We start from the raw sequence: 20,636 nt of genomic DNA on the forward strand, positions 1-20,636 counted from the left end.
GATTAGTCATAGACGGTTCGAGAAAGGAATCATGATGGGTGAAAATCCCCGCGCTGTACGCATAGCCGCCCTGATACAGCGGGTTGTGGCCTCTGCGCTGGAGTCCCAGATGCACGACAAGCGCTTGGCAGGGGTCACCGTCACTGAGGTTCGGGTCACCAACGACCTGCAGATAGCCAAGATCTACTGGACCCAGTTGGGGCGGTCCGGTCACGAGGCCGGGGAGCGCAAACGTGCCCAGCAAGCCCTGCGGCAGGCCTCTGGCAGGCTGCGCACGCTGGTCGGTGCTCGGGCTGGTCTGCGACTGACGCCTACCTTGCGCTTCATCTACGATGAGGTGCCTGCCGAGGCGACCGAGATTGAGGATGTGCTGACCGCGGCCCGTCATCGGGACGAGGCCATGGCCAAAGCCCGGGTCAATGCCAGCTACGCCGGCGACCCCGACCCGTACAGGCATGACGACGAAAAAGAGACCGATGGGTCGGACTCCGTCCCTGGCGAACCTGCGGCAGAGGATGCGGATGAAGCCGACCGCTGAAGGCATTGGTAGGGCAAGGGCTTCCGAGTCGCTGGATGGTATGGAGTTTGGCACCGGTGAACCAATCTCGGGCATCATCCTTGTCGACAAGCCGAGCGGTGTGACCAGCCATGACGTGGTGGCTGCCGTCCGCTCTGTCCTCGGCATGCGTCGCGTGGGCCATGCCGGGACCCTGGATCCCATGGCCACTGGCCTGCTGGTCGTAGGGTTCGGCCAGGCCACGCGGTTGTTGACGGTCATCGTCGGCCATGACAAGGCCTACCGGGCCACCATACGTCTGGGACTGGGTACCACCACGGACGATGCTGACGGGGATTTGCTGCCGGTGCGTCCTGGAGCCGCGCAGAATGTGGACAATCTGACAGCCCAGGGTCTGCAGGATTTGATTGATCGCTGCTTCACCGGCTGGATAGACCAGGTGCCTGATGCCTTCTCCGCCATCAAGGTCCAGGGCAGACGGGCCTATGACCTGGCTCGCGCAGGTCAGGAGGTCAAGCTGGAACCCAGACGTATTCGAATTGCATCCTTCCGTCTGCTCGATTTTCGTCGTGTGGAATTGCCCGACCAAGGCACCAGGGTGGTCGATGTGGATGTGGAAGTGATCTGCTCCAGCGGCACCTACATCCGGGCCCTGGCTCGCGACCTGGGCGAGCGGCTGGACCTGGGCGGCCACCTGACCGCCCTGAGAAGAATCCGGGTAGGTCCATTCGACCTGGAGGATTCCGCCCTCAAGTCCAAGGTTGTGGGCGGTCAGGTGATCCCCCACACCTACCGGGACCGACAAGGTCGGACGGTTATTCGCAGCCGTATGGTCCCGGACCATGACCGGCAGGGGATGTTGGATGGCTCTCTGAGTCTTGAGCAGGCGGCACGCATGAGCATGCCTGTCCTCAACCTGGATACCGACCAGGCCGCCAGAGTGGCCAATGGCGGATTCTTGCATCAGCCTGTCGCCGGGCCCACGGCAGCACTGGCCGGACCTGTGGGCAAGCAGCGTCTGGCTGCTATCCTGGTGCCCGGTTCACGAGGTGGGGCCAAGCCGGATGTGGTCTTCCACACCGAGACATGAAGGGCGCAGGTTCGTGTTCAGCCCCAGGGTCTTGCCAGGGTGCGACGGTGGGAATACAGTGCTTAAGGAATTTTCGGCGCCCGGGTCCGGGGGCCGCAATGACTAAATGATGGGAAGCGGATGAAGGTCAGCCAGGTCAGCCCGGATGAGTCGGGCATTGTCAGGTGGCCGGGAACCTTGGGGGCCCGGTCCAGCGTGGTCACCATCGGTGTCTTCGATGGCATGCATCGGGGTCATCAGGCCCTCCTGCGCCGGGTGGTCGATCTCGCGGCCAAGGCACAGGACCGGCCCATGGCTCTGGTCTTCGATCCCAGCCCCAAACTGGTCCATAGCTATGCCGACAGCCATGACATGACTGAACCGTCCCCGGACCTGATTCGCCACGACCCTGATCAGATCATGCCGCTGGAGGAGCGCCTGCGGATCATGGCCCAGCTGGGGCTGGATCAGGTTGTGGTGGTGCGATATACGCTGGCTTTTGCGGCCAAGTCCTATCGGTTCTTCCTCAAGCAGCTTACCGAACAGCTGGCCATGCGAACGCTGGTCCTGGGCCGTGATGCGCGGATGGGCGCAGGGCGAATCGGCGATATTAAAGCCATTGCTGATTTGGCGGACACAGGACTATTCAACTTGGAAGTCGTGGACGACCAGGGACCCGGCGACTGCACTCTGCCTGATGCCGACGGCCTGGAGCGACGCCGGGTACGTGCTTGGAGCAGCTCCCACCTTCGGCAGTTGATCCTGGATGGCGATGTGGATGCGGCAATGGATATTCTGGGTCGGCCTCACATGGTTCAAGGCACAGTGGTCCATGGGGAGCAGCGGGGTCGCCGCTTGGGATTTCCGACTGCCAATCTTGCTCCTGACAGCCAGGGGATGATGCCTGCGGATGGAGTCTATGCAGGCTGGCTGGTTGACCTGGGTCTGCCTACGGATCCTATGGCGACGCAGGAGGGCCGGGAGGGCCGGTTGGTCCAGGGGTCGCCCTGGCGGATGCCTGCCGCCATCTCCATCGGCACCAAGGAGACTTTCCTGATCCCGGGACAACAGACTCCAAGAATCCTGGAGGCCAATGCCGTCCGGCCGGATTGGGTGGATCTGTACGGCCACAGGGTCCGCGTGGAGTTTCTCAGCCGTCTGCGCGGTCAGAAGCGGTATGCGGGCGAGGAGCCCCTCAAACGACAGCTGTCCCTGGATGCCGATCGCACCCTGGAACTGACCAAGGCCGCAGGAAGAGTATTTTCCACCAACCGGAGACCGTAGGAACTTGGGAACTCACAGCCCTCGGAAGTGGCTGAAGAACTCCCTGGTGCGCGGATTCTCAGACTCGTCCATGACTTCTTGCGGGGTTCCGTTCTCGGCGATGACACCGTCCAGCAGCAGGACAACCCGGTTGGCCGCATGATGGGCGAAACCCATCTCGTGGGTGGCCATGAGAATGGTGGTGCCACCGGCGGTCAGCTCCGAGACCATGGCCAGGACCTCGCCCACCAGCATGGGGTCCAGGGCTGAGGTGATCTCATCCAGCAGGAGCAGTTCCGGGTCGGTCATCAGGGCTCGGACGATGGCCACCCGCTGCTGCTGGCCGCCGGAGAGCTGGTCCGGGTAGGCTCCGGCTTTCTTCCTCATGCCGATTCGATCCAGCAGTTCCAGGGCACGCTCCCTGGCCTGGTCCTTGGGCATGCCGTGGACCTTGATGGCTCCCAGTGTCACGTTTTTCAGGACGTTCATATGGGGGAAGAGGTTGAACTGCTGGAATACCACGCCGATTCTGGCCCGGCAGGCATCCTGGTTGATCCTGGGATCGGTGATGTCGGTGCCGCCCAGCCAGATCCTGCCGTCGTTGACGGTCTCCAGAAGGTTGATGCACTTCATCAGGGTGGACTTGCCCGATCCTGAGGGACCCAGCAGGGCCACGGTCTCATGAGGCATGATGGTCATGGAGATGCCACGTAGGACCTTGTTGCCCCCAGGGTAGGTCTTTCGCACATCCTCCAGACGGAGCACCGGCTGGTCCTTATCGGTGCCTGCCTGTTCGCTCATACCATGCCTCCGCTCTGTTCGCGCTTGCGCAGACGGTTGGAATACCAGTCGTTGAGAAGAATGAAGGGGACCGAGGTGGCGATGAAGAGCACCGAGGCCACCACGTACGGGGTGAAGTTGTAGGAGGTGGCCACGATGATCTGGGCCGCCCTGACCGCGTCGACGGCTCCCAGGACCGAGATCAGCCCCACGTCCTTCTGCATGGAGATGAAGTCATTCATCAATGCCGGAGCCACCTTGCGCAGGGCCTGGGGGATGACCACCAGACGCATGGTCTGCCCCGAGGTCAGGCCCAGTGAGCGAGCCGACGCCCTCTGGGAGGGACCGACGTCCTGAAAGCCGGCCCTCAGCACCTCGGCGATGTAGGCCGAATAGGAGAGGATGACCGCAACGGTGCCCAGCAGGGCTGCCGGAATCCGGTTGAAGATGGCCAGTCCGGGAATGCCGAAGCCGATCAGGTAGAGGACCACGATCATGGGGATGCCCCTCATGATCGTGGTGTAGACCTGGGCCAGCACCCGCAGGGGAAAGAGCAGCGGGTTTCGGCTGGTGCGGATCATAGCCAACAGGGTGCCCAGGATGGCCACGCCGATGACTGCAAAGAAGAGGACCTCCAGATTGAGCCAGAGCCCCTGGAGGACCTTGGGAAAGGCTTGGGCGAAGTAGGCGCCGGAGAAAAACGACTGCTTGACTCGGGGCCAGCCAGGTGAGGCGTGCAGCCCCAGGGCGATCAGCAGGGCCAGTACGAGCGTGCTGGCGATGCTGACCGCCACGGAGCGCAGATTCTGTCGACGGCCGTAGCGTTCCCGTTCCCGTTGGATATCGCTGACCGCGTCCTGTGCCGAGGTGGCCATGAACGACAAGGTTTCCTTTCTTCTCTCAGCCCAGGGTGGGCAGGGAGGTGTAGACGTGCAGCCACTGCTTCTGCAGCTTGTCCAAGGTCCCATCCTTCTTCAGGGCGGTGACAGCCTTGGAGGCGGCCGGTGTCAACTTGGAGCCCTTGGGCAGGACTATGCCCATGCCCTCCGGGTCCTGCGAGCCCTTGATCTGCCCGAGGATTTTGGCGTTCTTGACCTGCCCGGAATCGACCATGGTCACGGCCGAGGGGGTGTCCACGACAAGCGCGTCGATCTGATTGGCATCCAAGGCCTGGGATGAGGCCACGTCGTCGTTGAAGGTGTCGATGTCAGGCTTGACCAGCTTGTGGGCCATCTCGTATGAGGTGGAGCCGACCATGGCTCCTATCTTGGCATCCTTGATCTGAGCAAGGGAGGTGGCGGAGGCGTATGGAGAGTTGTTCCTGACCACCAGCGACTGGGTGGAGTTGTAGTAGCTGGGTGTGAAGTCCACAGCCTGACGGCGTTCCGGGGTGATGGAGAACTGCTGGATGTTCAGGTCGTAATCCTTGCTGCCCGGCGCGATGGCGGCGTCAAAGGTGGTCCGGGTCCAGGTGACGTGCGCCTTGTCGAATCCCATTTTCTCTGCTACTGCATAGGCCACGGCTGCCTCGTAGCCCTTGCCGGATTCGGGCTTGTTGTCCTGCACGTAGGGGGCGTAGGCCGGGTCTCCGGTGGCAATGGTCAGGGTGCCAGGTTTGATGGTCTGCTGGGTGATGTCCTGCTTGTCTACTGACTGCCCGCTGTTGCTCGATGAGGAGCCACAGGCTGCGCCGGCCATGAGCGTGACTGTCGTGAGTGCGGCGGCCGTCAGCCTGCGTATGGTTTTCCTGGTGAAGATGGTCATGCTGATCTGCTCCTCGCGATGATTAGGGGTGTCGGTCTTCCGGCGACTCCATCCTAGTCCGGCAGGTTAACGAGTCGGCAGGTGAACGCCATATTGTGCAATAGGTGACGGGCAGCCAATGGGCTTAAACCAGTCCCAGAGCCTCCAGGGCCTCGGCCAGATAGGCTACTTCAACCACTTCCAGGCCCGGAATGGGCTTTCGGCCTCCTGAATGTCGGTCGGGTGGGACCAGCGCCCGGGTGAATCCCAGGCGGGCGGCCTCCTGCAACCGGTGGTTGAGCTGAGGCACCGGCCTGACCTGCCCTGTCAGCGATATCTCGCCCATGGCACAGGTTGTGCGCAGGATGGGCCGGGACTTGGCTGCACTGGCCAGGGCGGCCACGATGGCCAGATCGCATCCGGGCTCCTTGGCCAACCCACCGGCGATAGTGGACACGTACAGGTCCCTTGTCAGCAAATTGACCCGGCCGTGGCGGTAGAGCACTGCAGCCAGCATGGCCAGGCGGTTGGCGTCGATCCCGTTGGTATTGCGTCTGGGCGTGGGCAGGACTGAGGAGGTGACCAATGCTTGGATCTCGATGGGCAGACTGCGGTGGCCGTCCAAGGTGAAGGTCACGCAGGTGCCCTCCACCTCCTGCCCGGCCGTGGACAGGAAGAGCCCTGTGGGATCGCTGACCTCTTCGATGCCCTGCTCGCCCATGTCGAAGCAGCCCACCTCGTCGGTGGGGCCGAACCGGTTCTTGACCGCTCTCAGCAGACGCAGGGCGGTCTGGGAGTCGCCTTCGAACTGGCAGACCACATCGACCAGATGCTCCAGGGTCCGCGGCCCGGCGATGGAGCCGTCCTTGGTTACATGGCCAACCAGGAGGATGGGGATGTCGTGTGACTTGGCCATGTCGATTAGGCTGATGGCCACCTCGCGCACCTGCGTTGAGCCCCCGGCGATGCCGTCGACCTGGCTGGAGACGATGGTCTGAGCCGAGTCCACAATGGCCAGTGTCGGCTTCTCGCGCTCAATCAGCCCCAGCACCGTAGCCAGATCGGTCGTGGAAGCCAGCAGCAGTGAATCCTTGAGCGCTCCCACCCGACTGGCCCGCATCCGCACCTGGGCCTGGGACTCCTCGCCGGATATGTAGAGCACTTTGCCCCTCTCATCGCCCCTGTCGGCCACACGGCCAGCGGTCTCCAGCAGGAGGGTGGACTTGCCGATGCCCGGCTCACCGGCCAAGAGAATGACCGACCCGGGTACGATACCCCCGCCCAGAACTCGGTCGAACTCCTCGAATCCCGTGGGAATCCGCTTTACCTGGTCCGTGTCTACCCGGGTAATGGGTCGGGCCAGGCCGGTCCTCGGAGGAGCCGGTGCTGTATGGCTGCCGCCGGAGGAGGACAGACCACCGCCTGCACCTACGACACTGGCTTCGTGAAATTCCTCGATGGTTCCCCACTGGCCGCATTCCGGGCAGCGTCCGAACCACTTGCCGCCGGTCCAGCCGCACTCCGTGCACACGTATTGCGTCGTCGTCTTGGCCATACCTGCACGCTATCGGGATTCAGGGACGAGAAGCTGGGCTTTTACGTCATCTTCGCAGTGCCGACACCCTGCCCATGAGAGAATGGAGGCATGGCTGACAATCCTACTGCACCACTGTCCTCTTCCCCTGGCCCCTCCGCGCGCGCCAAGCAGCGCAGTCGACGGATTGGTCTGGTCATCGCACTGGCGGCGGTGGTGGTCCTGGTGCTCCTATCGGCCTTCGTCTGGCCTCACTGGGCCGTGCGCAGCCAAGAGCCCGTCACTCAGGCTTCGGCCTCCGCCTCCTCACAGCCCTCGCAAGCCAGCAGCCCCAAGGCCACGGCGGTGCCCCTGCCTGGTTCGGCTTCCGAGCTGCTCAAGGCCATGCCCGATACGGTTGGCGAGTTCGCCCGTGTCAAAGCGGATTCTGACAGCGAGTGGAGCACCCGTACACCTATTGAGGAGTACAACCTGATCTACTCATCCGGCAAGTCCGGCGGCGATGTGTCACTCCACCTGGCTCAATGGTCCAGGAGCGAGGATGCCAAGGCGCTCTATGACAGCCAGTCCACGGGCATGTCCGGCAAGGAGCTGGCCTCTGGCAATGTTCGCAGCGGCGGCACGGTGACCGGATCCTACCTGGAGAAGAAGGATGGCGACGACGAGCACAAGGCTATTGTCATCTGGCAGAATGATACGGTGGTCTTCCGCGCCCAGGGCCAACGGACTGCGCTGGAGGCTTTTTACAAGGCCTTTCCGCTCTAGTCGTCCCGCAAGCGGTGTAAGATAAGCAAGTTGGACACTTCCAGGTAACTAAGGATCGGAGGCTCGGATGGGTTCTGTCATCAAGAAGCGCCGCAAGCGGATGAGCAAGAAGAAGCACCGCAAACTGCTGCGCAAGACTCGTCACCAGCGCAAGTAGCTTTATGACTTATGGCCCTTAAGGGTCAACGAAGCCCCCCGCGTCGAATGGACGCGGGGGGCTTCATGTATATCATCGCCGGTCATCGTGGCCAGCCGGATGCTTCCAACCAGCATGGGGGATGGTTGCTGACGCTCACTTGTTGGCGTTGGTCATGACCCGGGGTCCGTTGGGGTCGCCCACGATGACTGTGTCGACCATGTTGAGGAAGAGGCCGTGCTCCACGACACCCACGGTGGTGATCAGGTCCTGGGCCAGATCCCGCGGGTGCTCGATCCGATCCAGATGCAGATCGATGATGTGGTTGTGCTCGTCGGTCAGAACCGGCTGCCCCTGGCCATCCAGCCGCAGTACTGGGTTGTAGCCGCGCTCCTTGAAGCGATCCAGGACGTGGCGCTCGCCGAAGGGGATGACCTCCACTGGCAGGGGGAAGCGGCCGATGGTGTCGACCACCTTTGACTCGTCCACAATCCAGACGATCTTTCGAGAATTGACGGCCACGATCTTCTCCCAGAGCAGGGCTGCGCCGCCGCCCTTGATGCCGTTGAAGTCCTTGTCGACCTCGTCGGCCCCGTCGATGGTGACATCAATGTGATCCACCTGGTCGATGTCGACGATGTGGATTCCGTAGCCTTCAGCCTGCTCCTTGGTCCGCCGGGAGGTGGTCACGCCGGTGAACTCCAGGCCCTCCTCCTTGACGCGCCGTCCCAGTTCATCCACGAAGAACCGGACCGTGGATCCGGTGCCCAGTCCAGCGGTCATGCCGTTCTCGACCAGCTTGGCTGCTTCGATGCCGGCGGCCTTCTTCAGTCTGTCCTGCTCGGTCTTGTCCATACACGCTCCTTCATGCCCGCATGCACTCAATGACTGATGTCTGCGGGTCTTGTTGATTCAGGTTCACTCCAGTGTAGACGATGGCCCCTGACGGTCCATGAGGCGTTCAGTCTCTTACCTCGATGGCGTGCAGACGGAAAGGTGCTTCATGGATGGTCACGTAGCCGTCAGGGTCGATGTCAGCGTCCAGATCGATGCTGCCGACGATATGCAGGTCCTGTCCAGTGAACATGCTGCTGCCGGACGGAGGTGGCGTGATACGGATGCGGCCGCTGGCTCTCAGCCCACGAGCGCCGGAATCCTTGGTCTCGAGGTCAGGCGTATCGGCGTCCGTGGTGTCCTTGGAATCCGTTGAGGGTTCGTCTTCCTGGCCATCGGCTACGTCGGGATCGGGTATGCCATCGTCTGCGTCGGCTGTTGCTTCCACAGATTTGGCCTGCTCGGCATCCACCGCTTCGGACTCGACGGCGGTTTCGGCCAGCTCTTTCTGCTCTTCCTGATCCAGGCGTACCTTCTTGCGGCCCAGCTCGTCCAGGACTTGGGGTCCTCCGTCCAGCTCATCCTCGACTGTGGGCGGAACCTGGGTGCCCTTGGCATAGGTTGAGGCCAGCAGCGAGCGCCAGCCCTCGATGGGCAGACAGCCTTCCCGGTCGCCCTTGCCTGCAGCTGTGGCATAGCCGCGGGCCAGAGTGTCAACTTTCTCATTGAAGGTGTCGCCGGCATGGCCCTTGACCCATACAAACCTGACCGATCCCTGCCGCGCCTGGATCTCCTGGTCGATGGCTTCGATCAGGGGGCGGTTCTTGACCGGCTTGCCCTGGGAGTTCTTCCAACCTTTCTTCTTCCATCCGGGCACCCAGGTTGTGGAGCAGTTGATGGCGTATTGGGAGTCGGTTTCGATGACCAGCGGGCGCTCGCCTGGGTGGGCGCGCAGGGCCTGCAGCACAGCGCATAGTTCGCCGATTTGATTGGTGCCGTTGCTTGCGCCGCCTGCATCCGCGTCACCGCCCTGATGGTCGGCCCAGGCCCAGCCCATGGGACCGTTGGGATTGCTCAGTGCGCTGCCGTCGGTGGAGACGACCAGATTCTTGTCATTGGTCATGGTTCCAGTTTAAGCAAGAAAATTGAGAACCCCCGCGCCGGTTATGACTGGTGCAGGGGTGGGGATGCGACCCTGTCTGCAGTTCAGCCCAGGGCCTTGGCGACTACATGGTCGGCGTCGTCCAGAACCTGGTCCAGGGCTTCAGGGGAAACGAAGGATTCCGCATAGACCTTGTAAATGTTCTCAGTGCCGGAGGGGCGGGCGGCAAACCAGTTGTTCTTGGTGGTCACCTTGATGCCTCCGATTTTGGCCCCATTGCCCGGGGCCTCGGTCAGCTTGGCAGTGATGGGCTCGCCCGCCAGGGTGGAAGCCGTCACATCGTCGCCGTTCAGCCGGGTGAACTTCTGTTTCTGCTCCAACGTTGTGGGGGTGTCCACCCGCTTGTACCAGCTTTGGCCAAAGCGCTCCACCTGCTCCTGGTGGAGCTGGGCCGGATTCTTTCCGGTCCTGGCGGTGATTTCGGCAGCCAGGAGGTCGGGGATCAGCCCGTCCTTGTCAGTTGTCCAGACACGGCCGTCCCGGCGCAGGAAGCTCATCCCGGAGCTCTCCTCGCCACCGAAGGCCACCTCGCCCTTGAAGAGGGGGTCGACGAACCACTTGAAGCCCACAGGCACCTCGATCAGCCTGGCTCGGATGGAGGCAGCCACGCGGTCGATCAGGGAGGAGGAGACCAGGGTTTTGCCGATGCCGGCGCCTTCGGGCCATCCGGGGCGGTTGCCGGAGAAGAGGTATTCCACGCATACGGCGATGTAGTGGTTGGGGTTCATGACACCGGTCCCTGGGCAGACGATGCCATGCCTGTCAGCATCCGGATCGGTGCCGCCTACCAGGTCGTAGGAGTCCCAGGCTCCGGCGTTGAGGCGATCCACCAGACCCTTCATGGCATAGGGGGAGCTGGGGTCCATTCGGATCTTCCCATCGTGGTCGATGGTCATGAACCGCCAGGTCGGATCCACCTCCGGGTTGACGACACCAATGTTCAGGCCGTACTTTTCATTGATCAGCGGCCAGTAGTTGACCGAGGCCCCGCCCAGCGGGTCGATGCCCAGGCGGACCCCTGAGGATCTGATCAGATCAAAGTCGATGACATTGCCCAGGTCGGCCACGTAGTGTTCCCGGTAGTCGAAGCGCTCAACCAGGTCGGATTTGATGGCATCCTCGAAGGGAATCCGCTTGACCCGCCTGTAGTCGCCCAGAAGCTCGTTGGCCCGTTGTGCTATGGCGTTGGTGGTTTCGGCCGGAGCAGGACCGCCTGTGGGCGGGTCATACTTGAATCCACCGTCTGTGGGCGGATTGTGGGAGGGAGTGACCACGATTCCGTCGGCCAGGTCCTTGCCGGAGAAGCGCTGGGTGCCGTCGGCCGCCCGGTTGTGTGTCAGGATGGCCTGGGAGACGGTGGGGGTGGGGGTGTAGTCATCATTGGCATCGATGCGCACCCGGACCCCGTTTGCGGTCAGGACCTCGATGGCCGTCTTCCAGGCGGGCAGGGAGAGGGCGTGGGTGTCGCGGCCCAGGTAGAGCGGTCCGGTGACCCCGTCCTTGGCCCGCTGTTCGGCTATGGCCTGGCTGATGGCCACGATGTGGGCCTCGTTGAAGGATGTGGTCAGGGCGGAGCCGCGATGCCCGGAGGTGCCGAAGGACACCCGCTGGGAGGGAATGGAAGGGTCGGGGACGAGATCGTAGTACCTGCCGATCAGATCGTCGACGTTGATCAGATCTTCTGGGCTGGCAGGCTGGCCCGCATTCTGTGCTGTCATGGCTCCCATCATGCCACCCCGGCATGAGAAAGCGGACAGGCAGGGGGGACAGGCTCCTTCGGTCTCAGTCGGCGGACTGGGGCACCCGCACGTTCAGGGCCTGGTGTTCCACGCTGAGTGCGATGTGGCAGGTCTCGCCCAGAATGTCGCCGTCCACCTGGGCCAGGGCGGGCTTCTCCAGGCGGATCTCCGCCTTTGTCCCCTGCAGCTGGACGATGGTGGAGTTGGTCGACAGGGGGCTCTGGCTGGACTTGCGGGTGATGGTCTGATGCATGACATCCCCGAAGAGGTTGGCCCAGCCGATCAGGCCGGCGGAGGTGTCGATGATCTCGAAGTCCAGGAGGCCGTCATCGTAGGAGGCGTCGGGCATCAGGGAGAACCCCGGAATCTCCCCGCAGTTGCCGGCCATGAAAGTACGGAAGGTCACTGAGGTGTTGGTCTGCGTGACCTGGTCGGGCCGGGTGATGGCGATGTCGGCGGTGTACTTGGGTGCGAACAGATGCTTGGCGCCGCTGATGAAATAAGCCAGCCAGCTGACGGTCTTCTTCAGGTTGGGGTCGGTGTCGTCAATCATCAGAGCATCGAAGCCGATGCCGGCGATGATCAGGAAGGCGTGACCATGGCCTTGGTCCTGATCGTCTGCGTCAAGCAAGGCCATGCGGCCCACATCCACCTGGGTGGATCCGTGCGAGGTGGCCACGGCCAGGGCGGCATCCAGATCGCCTACGGGAATGCCCATGTTCCGCGCGAAGAGGTTTCCGGTCCCGATGGGGATGATGCCCATGACATGGTCGCTGGAAGCCATGGCGCTGGCTACGGTGCGCACTGTCCCATCCCCGCCCACGGCAACTACTACATTGGCCCCACGCTCCAGTGCCATGCGGGCACAGGCCCTCCCGTCCCGATCCAGCTGGGTTTCGATGAAGCTGAACTCGCGAATGCCCTTGTCCCGGCAGTATTGCTGGATGCGCTCGCGGGCGGCGGCTGCCTGGGGCTTGGAGGGGTTGATGACGAAAGCGTAGCTGAGCTGGTCCTCGTCGCGGGCCATGATCTGCATGGCGAACCTATGCCGTCTTTGGGCGCGGACGATCAGCACCACCGCAGCGACGACAATGGCCGCCGCTGCCAGGATGGCGAGGATGACGACCGCTGGAATTGGCATGACTCTATTTTGCGCGCCGTGCCGACCCGAATCCCCCAGGTGTGTCCGACGTGAACGAACCCTCTACAGCAATCACGCTGACAGTATGAGCGGATTGAGTAGTGAAAACCGTAAAGTTAAGATGGCACTCGGTCCATGTGGTCCCTTCGGTCTGGAGTTGCAACGGCTTCGTGCGCTGGAAGTCCGGGAAAACCCGGGGGTATGGGAAGAGGAGGCGGGCATGGATAAGTACAAGAGTGTGTTCGACATCATAGGCCCCATCATGATTGGCCCCTCCAGCTCGCACACGGCCGGGGCGGTGGCCATTGGACGGGTTGGCCACATCCTTGCAGGAGGTGTTCCGAGCCGTGCTGATATCCATTATTATGATTCTTTCGCTCGCACGCACAGCGGCCACGGCACCGACTATGCCATCATCAGCGGCCTGCTGGGTTTTGCGCCGGATGATCCCCGGGTGCCTGATGCCATCGGCATCGCCCGCAGACAGGGCATGGATTTGACCTTCCACGAGGAGGACGAACCAAGTCCCATCGACCACCCGAACACCGCCATCCTGGACCTGCAGGGCCCAGCCGGTCGGGTGATGTATGCGGCTTGTTCCATCGGGGGCGGGACCATTGAAGTGCGGCGTATCAACTTGGATGGCTGCCTGATCACTCCTCCGGGGCTTCTGCCCATCCTGTTGGTGGAACTGGACGAATCCGAAAACGACGCCGGTCGGCGATTGGAGCGCATACGCGATCTGCTTCGGGAAGAGGGCGTGACCAAGCAGACCAGGTATGAACCCGAGGGGCCGGCCGGCATGGCGGTGTACGAGTTCGATCTGGACAATCCGCTTTCCGCGCAGCGGCAGAAGCAGATTACGGGTCACTCGTCCCGGATGATTTATATCGACTAGGAGGCATGGCGCATGTTCACTTCGATCGCTGAACTCGTGAGTATGGCCGAAGAGCGCGGCTCGTCGATATCTGAAGTGGCCATTGACGAGGAGGTGCGACGTTCCCACCAGACCCGTGAGCAGATATGGGCAAGAATGGCCAAGAACCTGCAGGTCATGCAGGCTGCCGTGGCCCGGGGCTCCCAGGGTGACGGCGTGTTCTCCAAGACTGGGCTGAGCGGTGGTCAGGCGGCTCAGCTGGAGCATTACCGGAAGACACGAACCAGCCTGAGCGGCGATGCCATGCTGCAGGCTGTCGAGGCCGCCATGGCTACCAATGAGGTCAACGCGGCCATGGGCATCATCTGCGCTACTCCTACGGCCGGTTCCTCGGGCACCCTGCCCGGAGTGCTCACCGTGCTTAAGAACCGGTTAGGGCTGGATGACGATGGATTGATCCGCTGCCTGTTCACGGCAGGGGCTTTCGGACTGGTTACGGCCAACAAGGCGATGATCTCCGGAGCTACAGGCGGCTGCCAGGCCGAGGTGGGCAGCGCATCCGGCATGGCTGCCGCTGCAGCGGTTGAAGGCGCAGGAGGTGATCCTGATGCAAGTGCCCAGGCCTTCGCCATAGCCATGAGCAATCTGCTGGGTCTTGTCTGCGATCCCGTGGCCGGCCTGGTGGAGGTGCCTTGCGTAAACCGCAACGCCATCGGCACTGCCAATGCTTTGATTGCTGCTGATATCGCCTTATCGGGTGGCGTCAGCAGGATTCCGCCTGATGAGGTCATCGCAGCCATGAAGTCCATCGGCGAGAGCATGCCCTCATCATTGAGAGAGACCGGCATTGGCGGGCTTGCGGGCACTCCCACCGGCAAAAGGTTCCGCAAGACCGTTTTCGGCAAGTGACGCGGGGCAGGCGCATATAGGGAACGGATGGTTCCCGCCCCGCTGAAGTCGTGGCTGCTCTTCCTGGCTGGCCGGCGGCGGGCAGGCCGGCTGCGGCAGAGGCCATAAGGCTCGGGAAGAGTTGTGCGGGGCCGGTTTCCGTGTCCCCCGAAAGTCATAGAATTCAGATATGTTAGATATAAGGTTCATTCAGGAACATCCGGATGTTGTCCGTGAATCACAGCGCAAACGTGGCGAATCAGTCGAACTCGTCGACGAGGTGCTGAAGGCGGACAGCGAGCGCAGGGCTGCGCTCCAGGATTACGAAAGCCGCAGGGCCGAGCAGAAGACCCTCGGCAAGCGTATGGGTTCGGCCTCTCCTGATGAGAAGGCCGACCTTCTGGCCCGGACCAAGAGCCTGTCGGACAAGGTGAACGCCTGCAAGGCAGCCTCCGACGAGGCCAACGCCAGGTACACCGATCTTATGTGGAAGTTCAGCAACGTAGTGGAGCCCGAGGCGCCCGAGGGAGGCGAGGACGACTACGTGGTGGTCAAGAAGGTCGGCACCCCGCGCGACTTCGCCAAGGAGGGTTTCGAGCCTAAGAACCACCTGGACCTGGGCGTTGGCGTGGCTGGCATCGACATGCGTAGGGGCGTCAAGGTCTCCGGATCCCGCTTCTACTTCCTGCGCGGGGATGTGGCCCGGCTTGAGATCGCTATGCTGACCATGGCCGTGGACCAGGCCATGGAGCACGGTTTCATTCCCACCATTACGCCCACCTTGGTCCGCCCTGAGGTCATGGCTGGCACCGGCTTCCTGAATGCCCATGCCGACGAGATCTATCGCCTGCGTGAGCCCGACGACCAGTATCTGGTGGGCACCTCCGAGGTCTCCCTGGCAGGCATGCACGAGGACGAGATTCTGGATCTGAGCAAGGGTCCGCTGCGTTACTGCGGCTGGTCCAGCTGCTACCGGCGGGAGGCTGGCTCCGCCGGCAAGGACACCATGGGCATCATCCGTGTCCACCAGTTCGACAAGGTGGAGATGTTCGTCTACTGCAAGCAGGAGGACTCCCGCGACCAACACCAGCAGCTGCTGGCCATGGAACAGGAGATGCTGGCCAAGGTGGACGTGCCCTACCGGATCATCGACACCGCCGCAGGAGACCTGGGATCCTCGGCTGCGCGCAAGTTCGACTGCGAGGCCTGGGTACCCACCCAGGGTCGCTACCGCGAGCTGACGTCAACCTCCAATTGCACCGAGTACCAGGCCCGCCGCCTCAACGAGCGCGAGCGGCTGGAGGACGGCTCCACCCGTCCTGTCAGCACCCTGAACGGGACCCTGGCCACCACCCGTTGGCTGGTCGCCATCCTGGAGAACCACCAGAATGCCGACGGCTCCATCGTCATCCCTGAGGCCATGCGCTCCTATGTGGGCGGCAAGGAGGTCATCGAGCCCAAGACCTGGGAGGCCTGAGCCGCCTCTGCCGAGATTGGTCGACATTCCGCTGGTGGTTGGACCAACCTTGATGTCGTAAGATGAGTGGCGTGCCTGATCGGCACGTCTTATGGACAGGTGTCTGAGCGGCCGAAAGAGACGGTCTTGAAAACCGTTGTGGCGCAAGCCACCGCGGGTTCGAATCCCGCCCTGTCCGCCTGGTTGATGCCCCGGAACCCAATCCGGGGCATTCCTGTATTCACTGGAACTCACGTTTGCAGTCCTAAATTCCGGCCTGAAGTCAGCGGCTGCACAGCGGTTTGGGCCGGAAGTTGGTGTCTACAATGATGAATGGTAGCCATGCTTAATCATGCGAGCCGACCCTTGGGAGCCGACTCTGCAAGGGAAAGGTCGGGTCGTGGATCAATTCATCGCCATTGTCTCTCTGATCGGGGATTGGTTGCTTTTCACATTCCCACTCTTCCAGGGACTGATGGAGCTGCAGGAATATCAGGAACTTCTGGACGACTTTGATCAGCTGAGCAAGAACTGGGATGAGGTCTCGCCTTGGTGGTGGCTGGTGCCCATCGTCAAGATTCAGCTGGAGCGCAAACGCGGACATGAGATTCTCCGTCAGGCTACCAGGACCAGATCGGAACGTCGACGGGCGCTGAGCTTCCTCGACCAGGCGACCGCCTGGTACTTCGTGTCGGTTGCAGGCTGGCTGAAGATGGTTTCCTCCTCATATGAGCTGCTCGAGACATACGAAGCCAAAGAGAACATATGGCTGCTGGTTCTTCTGGTCGTCCTGCTGACCTCCGGCGGCCTCTTCAATGCCTACTACCGCATAGACAGGAAGCGGATAGGCCAGAAGGAGAAGGAGCTGAAGCCCGACTCGGAAGTGGCCAACGACTGACGAGACGCCCATGAATTCAGGAGACAGCGGCACTCAACCTGCGGCAAGAGCGGATCGTGGCGTTACAGGCGATATGGGCCAGAAGTCAATAGGCTCAGGGGACAGGATGGTGCCTGTGCCTGTGCAAGAGCTGCTGGACGGTTTGAGAAGCGATTGGCGCGTCGTTCAGCATCCGCCCTTGGATACCATCGATCAGGGTATGGAGCTGGGCATTGCTGATCTGCTGGGGCTCTCTGTGGAGAACTTGTCCAAATTCCTGCTTCTGGAGGATGCTGGAGGTCTGCTGATGCTCCCGGTAGTCAGGGGTATCACGCGGCCGGATCTGCGCCAGGTGCGGGAAGTGGTCGGATGCCGGAGGCTGCACATGGCCTCGGCCGCCACCCTGCGCCAGTGTCTGGATACGGTGCCGGGGCGGGTCTCGCTGCTGGATCTTGTGGATCGTCGGGGCCAGGTGGATACCGTCGTTCTGGACGGTAATCTGACCGCCACGGATGAACAGACCGCTTTGCCGCTGGGCTCCGACGAAGTGTCCGTCTGCCTGCCTGGCTCCTGCCTGCCGGATCTTGCTCGGAAGCTGGCATCCCAGGTCTTCATACTGCCAGAGAGTTGAAGCCGTAGGTTCAGCCATTGCTCCTGGTCCCTGCCCAGAGAGATGCTGGAAACCGTTGTGCGCAAAGGAGGGAAGGAGCAGGCCGGTGAGGCTGAATCTATCTTGGAGAGGACCGTCGGCAGATGAGATGGATCAGTCCCATCATTTCGATCCGCTGCAGGTGACCAGGCCGAGCCGTACCAGCCGGTGGCTGGTGGCGTTCAGGGCCGCCTGTTGTGGACTGCTGGTGGGAGTGCTGGTGGTGTTTTACAGGCAGGGCATCGGCTATGGCACCAGGTTCGCGCGATGGGCCTACGCACAGATGCGTGACCAGCCCCTGCTGATCCTTCCTTGGTTGCTGGCCGCCCTGCTGGTAGGCCTGGCCCTGGCCTGGATGATCGGCCGGGTTCCCATGGCCTCCGGCTCCGGTATTCCCCAGGTCGAAGGAGTGGTCATCCACGGCATGCGCATGCCTGCCCTTCCTGTGCTGGGCGTACGATTCCTGGGCGGTCTGGCCTGCGGCATGTTCGGCCTGTCCCTGGGGCGCGAGGGACCCTCGGTACAGATTGGCGCGGCTGGTTCCCAGCTGGTTTCCCGAGGATTGCGCCGGGGCCGTGTGGAGGAGACCTGCCTGGTGACCTCCGGTGCGGCTGCCGGTCTGTCTGCAGCATTCAATGCGCCGCTTTCAGGGATGGTCTTCGCCCTGGAGGAGATCCACCGGTCCTTCTCTCCCATGATTCTTCTTTCGGCGGCCATGGCCTGCCTGAGTGCTGATTTCATCGCCAAGAACCGCTTCGGCCTGCGTCCGGTCCTGGACTTCACCGCTATGCCACAGCTGACCATCGGCCAGTATCTGCTGATGATCCCCCTTGGGCTGGTGGCAGGTCTGGTGGGAGCTGCCATGAACCGCCTGCTGCTGGGTGCTCAGAGTCTTTACAGCCACCTGCCCTCGAAGCTGGGACCGGTGGTCTCCCTCATACTGGCCCTGCCCGTCGGATTGCTGCTGCCTGCCGTCCTGGGTGGCGGCGAGGACCTGATCGGCAAGGCGGAAGGCGTTCGCGAGCTGGCCTGGTCAGTGGCCGTCAACCTGCTGGTCCTGCTTCTGGTCAAGATGCTCTTTACGGCCAGTTCTTTTGGCAGCGGCGCCCCCGGTGGTATCTTCATGCCCATCCTGGCGGTTGGCACGCTGACCGGGTCCCTGTGCGGTATGGGTGCAGCCGCCTTTGGAATGCCGGTTCGTATTATTCCGGTCTGTGCGGTCTGCGCCATGGCAGGCACCCTGACAGCCTCGGTCAAGGCTCCCATAACCTCCATCCTGCTGACGGTGGAGATGTCCGGCTCCCTGGTTCATATGCTCCCCGTGGCCTTATGCGCCTTCACGGCCCTGATGGTGTCTGACCTGCTGGGTGTCGAACCTATATATGAGGCTTTGCTGGAGCGTTATCGACGTGGACGTGCTCCCGATGCCCAGGTTCCTGAAAGGGTCACTGTGGAGTTCCCTATAGAGCACGGCAGTCCGGCGGCCGGTCGTCTGCTGGGACAGGTTCCATGGCCCCACGGATGCGCCGTAATCGGTCTTCGCCGGGGCGAGCATAGGCTAATTCCCGCTGGTGATCTTCGGCTGCTTGCTGGGGATGGTGTCATCCTGCTCTGTCCTGGTGATCGTCTGGATCAGGCCCGCCAGGTCATGGAAGGCCTCTGTCGCTGACGGGTCTTCTTTAAAGGATGGTCAAGCACCGTCCGTGGACTGCCACGGCCTGGGTGTTGCTGATGGCCACCATGGGTCCATCGTCGCCGTAGCGGTCCAGAATTTTCCTGGTCACCTCGGCGAATGGTTCGGAATCGAGGTGGGGGAGGAGACGGAAGTCCACCAGGCCCAGCCCGACGGTGGAGTCCAGATCAGGGGCGGCAGAGCGTGGATCCATGGCATCCAGGAAGCCTATATCGGGACCGGTCACCACAGCGCCGGCCGATTCACCGATGTAAGGTTTGCCCTGATCCACCTGCTGTTTGATCAGATCAGCAGCGCCTGAGCGACGCAGTTCCTGTAGTAGGAAGAAAGTATTGCCGCCGGACAGATAGATCAGGTCGTCATCCTCCAGGCTCTGGCGTATGGTCTCCGCATCCGCGGTCGAGACTTCCAGGTTGTCAATCCGGCAACCCATGTCGGTGAAAGCCTGGCGAGCATCCTGGACATAACCATCCGAACGCTGTGGAAGATTGGCCGTTGGGATGAAAGCCACCGTATGATTCTTGGGCGAGTCTTCGAGGAAGGCGGGCAGCCTGTCAGCGGTAGCGGAGAATGATGATGTGAGCAGCAGCCGACGCATGACGGCTCCTTTCGTGCCGGGCGGGACTTCCGCCCTGGGCAGGTAGCAAAACGTAAAATCCTACCAATACTGGCCCCAATATATCCATGCAATGGCCTCCACCTAGTGATTGACCACATATCGACTGGAATCTGCCGCAGGCCCTGTAGGTCCAGATGTTTATTCTGGGGGCATGGCAAAGCAACATCAGGAGTTCCTGCAGGAATCGGGCCAAGACATCTTGAGTGACATGTCTGGTTATGATTTCTCCGGCAATGAGAGGTTCAGCGATGACCGTCCCGATCCCGCAGCTCCCGGCGGCAGCATTCTCTTCGCTCTGCCTGGGGCTCTGGTGGATTGGGACCCGCGTAGAGCCCTGGTCGGGCAGTACCCTGACGGGGTGGTCGATACGGTGCTGGACCCGGAGGACCCTTGGAGTTTCGCCTGTGTCAGCAGGCAGATCAATCTGGGCGTGGATCCGCAGCAGGCACTGGCCGACTATGAAACCACTCACGGGCCTGCGGTCGCCTGGGTAATTCGCGTTTGTTTGGAAAACTACACTCTGGCCGTGAAGGGCCTGCTTCCCGGAGCATCAGATCTGCTGGGGGATCTGCGGCGAGCTGGCCTGACCCTTTGGGGTCTGGCGGCAACGACCAGTCAGCTTGTTAAAGCGGTATCCGAGACCCTTTCGCCGCTCTCTGCACTGAAAGGTGTCCTGATTTCATCCCAGGAGCATCTGGACCTCTCCGACCCGCTCTTCTATCGTCTGGCCCTACGTCGCTTCGCCATCAGCCCAGGGCATACGATCTTCGTTGATGCGGATCCTGAGCATGTTGCCATGGCTGACCGACTAGGCATGGAGGGAATAGTTGCCCATGACATCAGCAGTCTGCGTCGGCTTCTTCGTCAGCGCGGTATCGCCTGCTGAGCGGACGT

21 protein-coding genes and 1 tRNA gene are annotated in these 20,636 nt (G+C 62.1%); 13 read left to right on the forward strand and 9 right to left on the reverse strand.

Annotation, left to right across the window (positions count from 1 at the left end):
- Nucleotides 1-31 precede the first annotated feature (31 nt).
- From rbfA to ribF, 3 genes are all read left to right on the forward strand, one after another.
- Complete coding sequence (rbfA, locus tag H3T88_RS01740; protein ID WP_033510894.1) at nt 32-538, forward strand: 30S ribosome-binding factor RbfA; 507 nt, start codon at nt 32-34, stop codon at nt 536-538.
- Between the two features lie 40 nt (nt 539-578).
- Complete coding sequence (gene truB / locus H3T88_RS01745) at nt 579-1,607, forward strand: tRNA pseudouridine(55) synthase TruB (RefSeq protein WP_198203531.1); 1,029 nt, start codon at nt 579-581, stop codon at nt 1,605-1,607.
- A gap of 120 nt (nt 1,608-1,727) precedes the next feature.
- Nucleotides 1,728-2,870, forward strand: a complete 1,143-nt coding sequence (gene ribF, locus H3T88_RS01750; protein ID WP_198203316.1) for a bifunctional riboflavin kinase/FMN adenylyltransferase — start codon at nt 1,728-1,730, stop codon at nt 2,868-2,870.
- A 12-nt stretch (nt 2,871-2,882) separates the two neighbouring features.
- Here the strand turns inward: ribF and H3T88_RS01755 are convergent, their stop codons facing one another.
- The 4 genes from H3T88_RS01755 to radA form a co-directional block, all read right to left on the reverse strand.
- A complete protein-coding gene (locus H3T88_RS01755) occupies nt 2,883-3,650 on the reverse strand; it encodes an amino acid ABC transporter ATP-binding protein (protein WP_015022318.1) in 768 nt (255 codons plus the stop codon).
- A complete protein-coding gene (locus H3T88_RS01760; RefSeq protein ID WP_110417588.1) occupies nt 3,647-4,504 on the reverse strand; it encodes an amino acid ABC transporter permease in 858 nt (285 codons plus the stop codon). The genes H3T88_RS01755 and H3T88_RS01760 overlap by 4 nt, the downstream gene beginning before the upstream one ends.
- A gap of 25 nt (nt 4,505-4,529) precedes the next feature.
- Nucleotides 4,530-5,393, reverse strand: coding sequence for an ABC transporter substrate-binding protein (locus H3T88_RS01765; RefSeq protein WP_198203317.1), 864 nt, complete (start codon nt 5,391-5,393; stop codon nt 4,530-4,532).
- A 124-nt stretch (nt 5,394-5,517) separates the two neighbouring features.
- Nucleotides 5,518-6,927 (reverse strand): DNA repair protein RadA, encoded by a 1,410-nt coding sequence (gene radA, locus H3T88_RS01770; protein WP_198203318.1) that lies wholly within the window; start codon nt 6,925-6,927, stop codon nt 5,518-5,520.
- A 90-nt stretch (nt 6,928-7,017) separates the two neighbouring features.
- Between radA and H3T88_RS01775 the strand changes: the two genes are divergently transcribed.
- Both H3T88_RS01775 and H3T88_RS01780 read left to right on the forward strand, forming a co-directional pair.
- Entirely contained in the window at nt 7,018-7,671 is a 654-nt protein-coding gene (locus H3T88_RS01775; RefSeq protein WP_198203319.1) for a hypothetical protein, read from the forward strand.
- A gap of 67 nt (nt 7,672-7,738) precedes the next feature.
- Nucleotides 7,739-7,828 (forward strand): 30S ribosomal protein bS22, encoded by a 90-nt coding sequence (locus tag H3T88_RS01780; protein WP_004268639.1) that lies wholly within the window; start codon nt 7,739-7,741, stop codon nt 7,826-7,828.
- A gap of 135 nt (nt 7,829-7,963) precedes the next feature.
- Here the strand turns inward: H3T88_RS01780 and rpiA are convergent, their stop codons facing one another.
- The 4 genes from rpiA to H3T88_RS01800 all read right to left on the reverse strand — a co-directional run bounded on the left by rpiA (nt 7,964) and on the right by H3T88_RS01800 (nt 12,683).
- On the reverse strand, nt 7,964-8,662 hold the full coding sequence (gene rpiA / locus H3T88_RS01785; RefSeq protein WP_198203320.1) for a ribose-5-phosphate isomerase RpiA: 699 nt from the start codon (nt 8,660-8,662) through the stop codon (nt 7,964-7,966).
- Between the two features lie 106 nt (nt 8,663-8,768).
- A complete protein-coding gene (locus tag H3T88_RS01790) occupies nt 8,769-9,764 on the reverse strand; it encodes a ribonuclease H family protein (protein ID WP_198203321.1) in 996 nt (331 codons plus the stop codon).
- 83 nt (nt 9,765-9,847) lie between these two features.
- Complete coding sequence (pgm, locus tag H3T88_RS01795) at nt 9,848-11,521, reverse strand: phosphoglucomutase (alpha-D-glucose-1,6-bisphosphate-dependent) (protein WP_198203322.1); 1,674 nt, start codon at nt 11,519-11,521, stop codon at nt 9,848-9,850.
- Between the two features lie 64 nt (nt 11,522-11,585).
- Nucleotides 11,586-12,683, reverse strand: coding sequence for a diacylglycerol/lipid kinase family protein (locus tag H3T88_RS01800; RefSeq protein WP_198203323.1), 1,098 nt, complete (start codon nt 12,681-12,683; stop codon nt 11,586-11,588).
- Nucleotides 12,684-12,903: 220 nt separating this feature from the next.
- Here H3T88_RS01800 and H3T88_RS01805 point away from each other — a divergent pair, with 220 nt between their 5' ends.
- The 7 genes from H3T88_RS01805 to H3T88_RS01835 all read left to right on the forward strand — a co-directional run bounded on the left by H3T88_RS01805 (nt 12,904) and on the right by H3T88_RS01835 (nt 19,099).
- Nucleotides 12,904-13,581, forward strand: a complete 678-nt coding sequence (locus tag H3T88_RS01805) for a serine dehydratase beta chain (protein WP_198203324.1) — start codon at nt 12,904-12,906, stop codon at nt 13,579-13,581.
- A 12-nt stretch (nt 13,582-13,593) separates the two neighbouring features.
- Nucleotides 13,594-14,469, forward strand: a complete 876-nt coding sequence (gene sdaAA / locus H3T88_RS01810) for an L-serine ammonia-lyase, iron-sulfur-dependent, subunit alpha (RefSeq protein WP_198203325.1) — start codon at nt 13,594-13,596, stop codon at nt 14,467-14,469.
- Between the two features lie 169 nt (nt 14,470-14,638).
- The gene (serS, locus tag H3T88_RS01815; RefSeq protein ID WP_198203326.1) at nt 14,639-15,925 is read left to right on the forward strand and encodes a serine--tRNA ligase; all 1,287 of its coding nucleotides are present in this window, start codon (nt 14,639-14,641) and stop codon (nt 15,923-15,925) included.
- A gap of 93 nt (nt 15,926-16,018) precedes the next feature.
- Nucleotides 16,019-16,103: transfer RNA gene (locus H3T88_RS01820), tRNA-Ser, on the forward strand.
- A 201-nt stretch (nt 16,104-16,304) separates the two neighbouring features.
- Nucleotides 16,305-16,802, forward strand: coding sequence for a hypothetical protein (locus tag H3T88_RS01825; RefSeq protein WP_015022306.1), 498 nt, complete (start codon nt 16,305-16,307; stop codon nt 16,800-16,802).
- 73 nt (nt 16,803-16,875) lie between these two features.
- Nucleotides 16,876-17,412 carry a YbaK/EbsC family protein gene (locus H3T88_RS01830; protein WP_198203327.1) on the forward strand — a complete coding sequence of 179 codons (537 nt, stop codon included), beginning with the start codon at nt 16,876-16,878 and terminating at the stop codon, nt 17,410-17,412.
- Between the two features lie 127 nt (nt 17,413-17,539).
- On the forward strand, nt 17,540-19,099 hold the full coding sequence (locus tag H3T88_RS01835; protein WP_232347090.1) for a ClC family H(+)/Cl(-) exchange transporter: 1,560 nt from the start codon (nt 17,540-17,542) through the stop codon (nt 19,097-19,099).
- Between the two features lie 10 nt (nt 19,100-19,109).
- On the opposite strand, the gene H3T88_RS01840 is transcribed toward H3T88_RS01835, so the two are convergent.
- A complete protein-coding gene (locus tag H3T88_RS01840; RefSeq protein WP_198203329.1) occupies nt 19,110-19,721 on the reverse strand; it encodes a Type 1 glutamine amidotransferase-like domain-containing protein in 612 nt (203 codons plus the stop codon).
- Nucleotides 19,722-19,893: 172 nt separating this feature from the next.
- On the opposite strand from H3T88_RS01840, the gene H3T88_RS01845 reads away from it, so the two are divergent.
- On the forward strand, nt 19,894-20,628 hold the full coding sequence (locus H3T88_RS01845; protein WP_198203330.1) for a hypothetical protein: 735 nt from the start codon (nt 19,894-19,896) through the stop codon (nt 20,626-20,628).
- Nucleotides 20,629-20,636 lie beyond the last annotated feature (8 nt).

The sequence above is a fragment of the Bifidobacterium sp. W8110 genome (assembly GCF_016101375.1).
In the GTDB taxonomy this organism is placed as follows: Bacteria; Actinomycetota; Actinomycetes; order Actinomycetales; family Bifidobacteriaceae; genus Bombiscardovia; species Bombiscardovia asteroides.

Coding starts and splice junctions, on each gene's coding strand:
- rbfA (WP_033510894.1), top strand. CDS start 32: ATGATGGGTGAAAATCCCCGCGCTGTACGCATAGCCGCCCTGATACAG.
- truB (WP_198203531.1), top strand. CDS start 579: ATGGAGTTTGGCACCGGTGAACCAATCTCGGGCATCATCCTTGTCGAC.
- ribF (WP_198203316.1), top strand. CDS start 1,728: ATGAAGGTCAGCCAGGTCAGCCCGGATGAGTCGGGCATTGTCAGGTGG.
- H3T88_RS01755 (WP_015022318.1), bottom strand. CDS start 3,650: ATGAGCGAACAGGCAGGCACCGATAAGGACCAGCCGGTGCTCCGTCTG.
- H3T88_RS01760 (WP_110417588.1), bottom strand. CDS start 4,504: ATGGCCACCTCGGCACAGGACGCGGTCAGCGATATCCAACGGGAACGG.
- H3T88_RS01765 (WP_198203317.1), bottom strand. CDS start 5,393: ATGACCATCTTCACCAGGAAAACCATACGCAGGCTGACGGCCGCCGCA.
- radA (WP_198203318.1), bottom strand. CDS start 6,927: ATGGCCAAGACGACGACGCAATACGTGTGCACGGAGTGCGGCTGGACC.
- H3T88_RS01775 (WP_198203319.1), top strand. CDS start 7,018: ATGGCTGACAATCCTACTGCACCACTGTCCTCTTCCCCTGGCCCCTCC.
- H3T88_RS01780 (WP_004268639.1), top strand. CDS start 7,739: ATGGGTTCTGTCATCAAGAAGCGCCGCAAGCGGATGAGCAAGAAGAAG.
- rpiA (WP_198203320.1), bottom strand. CDS start 8,662: ATGGACAAGACCGAGCAGGACAGACTGAAGAAGGCCGCCGGCATCGAA.
- H3T88_RS01790 (WP_198203321.1), bottom strand. CDS start 9,764: ATGACCAATGACAAGAATCTGGTCGTCTCCACCGACGGCAGCGCACTG.
- pgm (WP_198203322.1), bottom strand. CDS start 11,521: ATGACAGCACAGAATGCGGGCCAGCCTGCCAGCCCAGAAGATCTGATC.
- H3T88_RS01800 (WP_198203323.1), bottom strand. CDS start 12,683: ATGCCAATTCCAGCGGTCGTCATCCTCGCCATCCTGGCAGCGGCGGCC.
- H3T88_RS01805 (WP_198203324.1), top strand. CDS start 12,904: ATGGATAAGTACAAGAGTGTGTTCGACATCATAGGCCCCATCATGATT.
- sdaAA (WP_198203325.1), top strand. CDS start 13,594: ATGTTCACTTCGATCGCTGAACTCGTGAGTATGGCCGAAGAGCGCGGC.
- serS (WP_198203326.1), top strand. CDS start 14,639: ATGTTAGATATAAGGTTCATTCAGGAACATCCGGATGTTGTCCGTGAA.
- H3T88_RS01830 (WP_198203327.1), top strand. CDS start 16,876: ATGGGCCAGAAGTCAATAGGCTCAGGGGACAGGATGGTGCCTGTGCCT.
- H3T88_RS01835 (WP_232347090.1), top strand. CDS start 17,540: ATGGATCAGTCCCATCATTTCGATCCGCTGCAGGTGACCAGGCCGAGC.
- H3T88_RS01840 (WP_198203329.1), bottom strand. CDS start 19,721: ATGCGTCGGCTGCTGCTCACATCATCATTCTCCGCTACCGCTGACAGG.
- H3T88_RS01845 (WP_198203330.1), top strand. CDS start 19,894: ATGGCAAAGCAACATCAGGAGTTCCTGCAGGAATCGGGCCAAGACATC.